This is a genomic window from Yoonia sp., assembly GCF_046292185.1.
GTDB lineage: Bacteria > Pseudomonadota > Alphaproteobacteria > Rhodobacterales > Rhodobacteraceae > Yoonia.
Window position 1 is genome coordinate 1 of record NZ_JBKBQY010000142.1, and the last position, 5,416, is coordinate 5,416.

General features: G+C 58.6%; 6 protein-coding genes and 1 tRNA gene. 4 read left to right on the forward strand and 3 right to left on the reverse strand.

All coding sequences use genetic code 11. From position 1 onward, the window contains the following. The coding region (locus ACK4TM_RS16860; RefSeq protein WP_409703552.1) for a DEAD/DEAH box helicase family protein at positions 1 to 1,430 on the reverse strand (1,430 nt) is incomplete at its 3' end. Positions 1,431 to 1,531: 101 nt separating this feature from the next. On the opposite strand from ACK4TM_RS16860, the gene ACK4TM_RS16865 reads away from it, so the two are divergent. The 3 genes from ACK4TM_RS16865 (at position 1,532) to ACK4TM_RS16875 (ending at position 3,275) form a co-directional block, all read left to right on the forward strand. Then, on the forward strand, positions 1,532 to 2,761 hold the full coding sequence (locus ACK4TM_RS16865; RefSeq protein ID WP_409703556.1) for an aminopeptidase: 1,230 nt from the start codon (positions 1,532 to 1,534) through the stop codon (positions 2,759 to 2,761). Positions 2,762 to 2,833: 72 nt separating this feature from the next. Continuing rightward, positions 2,834 to 3,145: an ETC complex I subunit gene (locus ACK4TM_RS16870; RefSeq protein WP_409703559.1), complete on the forward strand. Its 312-nt coding sequence runs from the start codon at positions 2,834 to 2,836 to the stop codon at positions 3,143 to 3,145. A 53-nt stretch (positions 3,146 to 3,198) separates the two neighbouring features. Next, a tRNA-Arg gene (locus ACK4TM_RS16875) sits at positions 3,199 to 3,275 on the forward strand. 174 nt (positions 3,276 to 3,449) lie between these two features. Here the strand turns inward: ACK4TM_RS16875 and ACK4TM_RS16880 are convergent. Both ACK4TM_RS16880 and ACK4TM_RS16885 read right to left on the reverse strand, forming a co-directional pair. Beyond that, on the reverse strand, positions 3,450 to 3,647 hold the full coding sequence (locus ACK4TM_RS16880; protein ID WP_409703562.1) for a CsbD family protein: 198 nt from the start codon (positions 3,645 to 3,647) through the stop codon (positions 3,450 to 3,452). A 94-nt stretch (positions 3,648 to 3,741) separates the two neighbouring features. Continuing rightward, a complete protein-coding gene (locus tag ACK4TM_RS16885; protein WP_409703565.1) occupies positions 3,742 to 4,650 on the reverse strand; it encodes an AEC family transporter in 909 nt (302 codons plus the stop codon). Positions 4,651 to 4,838: 188 nt separating this feature from the next. Here ACK4TM_RS16885 and modA point away from each other — a divergent pair. Next, a partial coding sequence (modA, locus tag ACK4TM_RS16890) for a molybdate ABC transporter substrate-binding protein (RefSeq protein WP_409703568.1) occupies positions 4,839 to 5,416 on the forward strand: 578 nt, incomplete at its 3' end.

The following is a 5,416-nucleotide window of genomic DNA, read 5'->3' on the forward strand; positions in this document are numbered from 1 at the left end:
CGATAGCCAGCGGCGGCGACCTTGCGCACTTCGTCCAGCAGATCATCGACCTGTGTCTCAACCGGGCGGATTTCGATCTGGGGGTCGATCAGGCCGGTCGGACGGATGATCTGTTCGGTGAACACACCACCTGTCTGTTCCATCTCCCAAGCCGCAGGCGTTGCGGATACGAAGACCGATTGTGGGCGCATCGCATCCCATTCCTCAAACTTTAGTGGGCGGTTATCCATGCAGGATGGCAGCCGGAACCCGTGTTCGGCCAGCGTCATCTTGCGCCGGAAGTCACCCTTATACATGCCGCCGATCTGGGGCACAGATACGTGGCTTTCATCGGCAAAGACGATGGCATTGTCGGGGATGAATTCGAACAGCGTGGGTGGCGGCTCGCCCGGCGCGCGGCCTGTCAAATAGCGGGAATAGTTTTCGATCCCGTTGCAGACGCCTGTCGCCTCCAGCATTTCCAGATCGAAATTGGTGCGCTGTTCAAGCCGCTGAGCTTCCAGCAATTTGCCTTCGGCGACCAATTGGTCGAGCCGCATTCGCAGCTCCTTCTTGATGCCGATGATGGCCTGCTGCATCGTCGGCTTCGGGGTCACGTAATGCGAATTGGCATAGATGCGGACTTTGTCGAACATGCCGGTCTTGGTCCCGGTCAGCGGGTCGAATTCGGTGATGCTTTCCAATTCCTCGCCAAAGAACGACAGCTTCCACGCGCGATCATCAAGGTGGGCAGGCCAGATTTCAAGGCTGTCACCCCGCACCCGGAACGTCCCACGCTGGAAGGCCGCGTCGTTGCGGCGGTATTGCTGTGCGATCAGATCGGCGATGATCTGGCGTTGATCATAAGACTGGCCCGCATGGATATCCTGCGTCATTGCGCCATAGGTTTCGACCGACCCGATGCCGTAGATGCAGGATACTGATGCTACGATGATCACATCGTCACGTTCCAACAACGCGCGGGTGGCAGAGTGCCGCATCCGGTCGATCTGTTCGTTGATCTGCGACTCCTTCTCGATATAGGTATCGGACCGGGCGACATAGGCCTCTGGCTGATAGTAATCATAATAGCTTACAAAATACTCAACCGCATTTTCGGGGAAGAAGCCCTTGAATTCGCCGTATAGCTGCGCCGCGAGCGTCTTGTTCGGGGCAAGGATGATCGCGGGACGTTGCGTCTGTTCGATCATCTTGGCCATGGTGAATGTCTTGCCGGTGCCGGTTGCGCCCAGCAGCACCTGATCGCGTTCGCCCGCGTCGATCCCGGCGCTGAGTTCGGCAATCGCGGTGGGTTGGTCGCCTGCGGGTTCAAATTCGGTCTTCAGCACGAATCTTTTGCCGCCCTCCATCTTGTCGCGTGTGCGCACGTCAGGCGCGGGATTGGCGAGAAATTGCGGAGCAGGCGACTTGTCAGTCTGGGCATAGGCCATGGCGGTGGATTCCTTTGGTTAACCCATAGTTGTTGTCTTTGGTCACTGGATCAAGGGCCGCCGCTGGCCTAAGGTCGCGCCAAACGCAAAAGAGGTATGCTATGTCCATTGATCCCGTGAAGCTCGACCGTCTGGCCGAAGTCGCCGTGCGCACCGGCGTGAACCTGCAAAAGGGGCAGGATCTGGTGATCACCGCACCTTTGTCTGCCATCGATCTGGTCCGCGCGATCACCGTGCATGCCTATAAGGCCGGGGCAGGGATCGTGATTCCCTTTTTCACCGATGAGGCGATTACCTTGGTGCGCTATGAAAATGCCGAGGATGCCAGTTTCGACCGCGCGCCTGGCTGGTTCTACGAAGGACTGGCCGCAGCTTACAAAGGGGGCGCTGCAAGGATGGCGATCACCGGCGATGACCCGATGCTGCTTGCCGACCAGGACCCCGCCAAGGTTGCGCGTCTGTCAAAGGCGACATCTATCGCCGCCAAAGCCGCGATGGCCCCGATTGTCGGGTTCGAGGTGAACTGGAACATCGTTGCTTTCCCCGGTGCTGGCTGGGCGGCGCGCGTGTTCCCCGATTTGCCGGTGGAAGAGGCACAGGGCAAGCTGATGGATGCCATCTATAAAGCCTCCCGTCTGGACGGCGAGGATCCGGTGGCGAATTGGGCAGAGCATACCAAAGAACTGAAAAAGCGGGTGAAGTGGCTGAATGACCATGATTTCGCAGCGCTCAAATACACCGGGCCGGGCACCGACCTGACATTGGGCCTTGCCGACGGGCATATCTGGAAAGGCGGGGCGTCGCCTGCGCTGAACGGTGTGGTCTGCCAACCGAATATTCCAACCGAAGAGGTGTTCACTTGCCCGCATGCCTATAAGGTGGATGGCACGGTCGCTGCGACCAAGCCGCTGGCGCATCAGGGCAACGTCATTGAAAACATCAAAGTCCGGTTCGAGGCTGGGCGGATCGTCGAAGCCTCTGCCACCAAGGGCGAGGCAGTGCTGAAATCCTTGCTGCAAACCGATGATGGCGCCTGCCGGATTGGAGAGGTGGCACTGGTGCCGCATTCCAGCCCCATCAGCCAGTCCGGCACGTTGTTTTATAACACCTTGTTTGACGAAAATGCATCGTGCCATATCGCGCTGGGCCAATGCTATGCAGATACGATTGAAGGTGGGTCCGATTATTCGCCCGAGGAACTGCAGCAAAAGGGTGGCAACCAGAGCCTGATCCATGTCGATTGGATGATCGGGTCGGATCAGGTCGATATCGACGGTATCACCAAGACGGGTGAGATTATGCCGGTCATGCGCAAAGGCGAATGGGTCTGATGCGATCATGGCGGGGCTTGCGAAACCCCCGCCTTTTGCGCATATGGAAATGAAAGACGAAAGGGCAAGAAGATGCGCGCACGAATCTACAAGCCAGCCAGAACAGCCATGTCATCGGGCACGGCCAAGACCAAGGATTGGGTTCTGGAGCATGCCGCACAAAGCGCACGGTCGATCGACCCTTTGATGGGCTGGACGTCATCGACGGATACACAGGCCCAAGTGCGGCTGCATTTTGACAGTAAGGAGGCCGCCCTTGATTATGCCCGTGACCACGGAATCGACGCTGTGGTGCAGGAGCCCAAACCCCGCAAGGTCAATATCCGGCCCGGAGGCTATGGCGAGAACTTCGCGACCAACCGGCGCGGCGTCTGGACCCATTAAGGGCGTTTCCGGCTTGCCAAAAGCCCCCCTCCCGCGCCATACCCCGTTCAAGCGGTCTCATAGCTCAACTGGATAGAGCAGCTGACTTCTAATCAGCAGGTTCGGGGTTCGAGTCCTCGTGGGATCGCCAACCGCTCATAATTTTTAAATATGTCTTGGTCTTGCGTTTAAGAGCGGGACACACTGACTGACAGTATCGACTGTGAAAAGTGGTGATCTTTCCGCACCTCTTCACCGGTCCCGCATCGTTAAGACGCAAAAACGGCCGCCCGGGGGCGACCGTTTCTGTTGGGCTGATAGGTGATCAGGACTTGCTTGCCCAATCGTCGATCTGCTTTTCGGCCTCGTCTTTGGTGACGCCATATTTCTCTTGAATTTTGCCGGCCAGTTGGTCGCGTTTACCGTCGACCTGTGTCAGGTCGTCGTCGGTCAGCTCGCCCCATTTTTCCTTGGCGCTGCCGGTCATCTGTTTCCACTTACCTTGGATGGTATCCCAGTTCATGTTTATCTCCTTTTTGCGTTCTCATGACGTATGATATTGCAACGAAGCGAAGGGTGGTTTGGTTCCATCTGAGCTCTCAAATATTCGGCGCGTGTCAGGTCGTGCCGTAAATCAACAGAACAATCGGAATAGTCAGCACGGCAGCAAGTGTCTGCGCCGTCACCAACCCCGCCATATAGGTGCTGTCGCCGCCAAATTGCCGTGTTAGGACGTAAGATGTGGGCGCTGTCGGGATCGCGAAGAAGATGATGATCACCAGCGCCTCGATGCCGGTCAGACCAAAGGCCAGCCCCACCCCTGCGGCGAGCAGCGGCATGACAAGAAGCCGCGCGGCCGAATTGGCGCAGATCGCGCCGCTGTCGGTGCGCAGCGTTGCCGGGCGCAGCGCGGCGCCGACACACAACAGACCCAGAGGCAGGCTTGCCTGCGCCAAAAGTGCAAAGAACTGCGCGGTGCCAAAAGGCAGGCCGGTACCAGTCAGGGCCAGAAATATCCCTGCGATACAGGCGAGGATCAGCGGGTTTCGCAACATCATCAGTGCCAGATCGGCAGGGCCGCGGCTGGTGGCCTTGTCGCTCAGCGCTATGATTGACAGCACGTTGACCAAGGGCACCATGACAGCCAGCATCACGGCTGCCCGCTCCATCCCGGCGGCTCCGGCCAGGCTCGCGGTGATGGCAAGTCCAAGGTAGGTGTTGAACCGGATGACGCCCTGCACGCTCGGGCCAAAACGCGCGGCGGGTGCAGGGCGAATGCGCCGCCAAAGATATAGACCGATAGCCGCAAGGCAGATTGTGCTGAAGGCCGCGCCGCCCAACCGCAGGATTGCCGGGTCGCGCAAAGGTGCATTTGCAAGGCTGCCGATCAACAGTGCTGGGAACAGGATGTAATAATTCACCCGTTCCGCCGCGGGCCAGAACCCTGGTTCGGGAAAACCCCCGCGCGCCATCAGGAAGCCAAGGCAGATCAGCGCGAAAAGTGGCCAGATTGTCAGAAAGATCATGTCGCCCGCTCATCGTGTATTATGCATGTGGATGCTTAGCACCACCGACGATCAGGCTTCCAGTTCAAACACTGCAGATTGCTGCTTGCTCTCGCGTCTTGCGTCAACAACAATGCTTGCATGCAAGAGAGTTCCTTCCCAACCAAGTTGCGTTTGCGCCAGCGTTGTTGCCGTTGGAGGGCTTTGTCATGGTCGCGGTGAGCCTGCGCCGCATCCTACGCTTCGCCGTCGTGGCTTGGGCCTGTCTGAGCGGCGCTGCGGTGGCGCAAAGCGATGCGCCGGTCATCGCCGCAGCGTCGGACCTGCAATTCGCCGTCACGGAAATTGCCGCAGCATTCACTGCAGAGACGGGGCTGGATGTGCGCCTGTCTTTTGGATCGACCGGCAATTTTGCACGGCAGATTCGTGCAGGCGCACCGTTCGAGATTTTCATGGCCGCCGACGAGCAATTCATTGTTGATCTGCATGTTGAGGGTCTGACAAGAGACGCGGGCGATCTTTACGCCATTGGACGGATCGTGATCATGGTGCCGCACGGATCCAGCCTGACGCCGGATGAGACGCTGGATCAGTTGGCTGCGATGGTCGCATCCGGTGCTATCACCCGGTTCGCCATCGCCAACCCCGAACACGCGCCTTATGGTATGCGCGCGCGCGAAGCGCTGACCACCAAGGGGATCTGGCAAGAGATGCAGCCTGTCATGGTTCTGGGTGAAAATGTCAGTCAGGCTGCGCAATTCGCCTTGTCCGGGAATGCCGAGGGAGG

Bases quoted from the DNA above. Each gene is read 5' to 3' on its own strand.
- ACK4TM_RS16865 (WP_409703556.1), top strand. From the start codon at position 1,532: ATGTCCATTGATCCCGTGAAGCTCGACCGTCTGGCCGAAGTCGCCGTG.
- ACK4TM_RS16870 (WP_409703559.1), top strand. From the start codon at position 2,834: ATGCGCGCACGAATCTACAAGCCAGCCAGAACAGCCATGTCATCGGGC.
- ACK4TM_RS16880 (WP_409703562.1), bottom strand. From the start codon at position 3,647: ATGAACTGGGATACCATCCAAGGTAAGTGGAAACAGATGACCGGCAGC.
- ACK4TM_RS16885 (WP_409703565.1), bottom strand. From the start codon at position 4,650: ATGATCTTTCTGACAATCTGGCCACTTTTCGCGCTGATCTGCCTTGGC.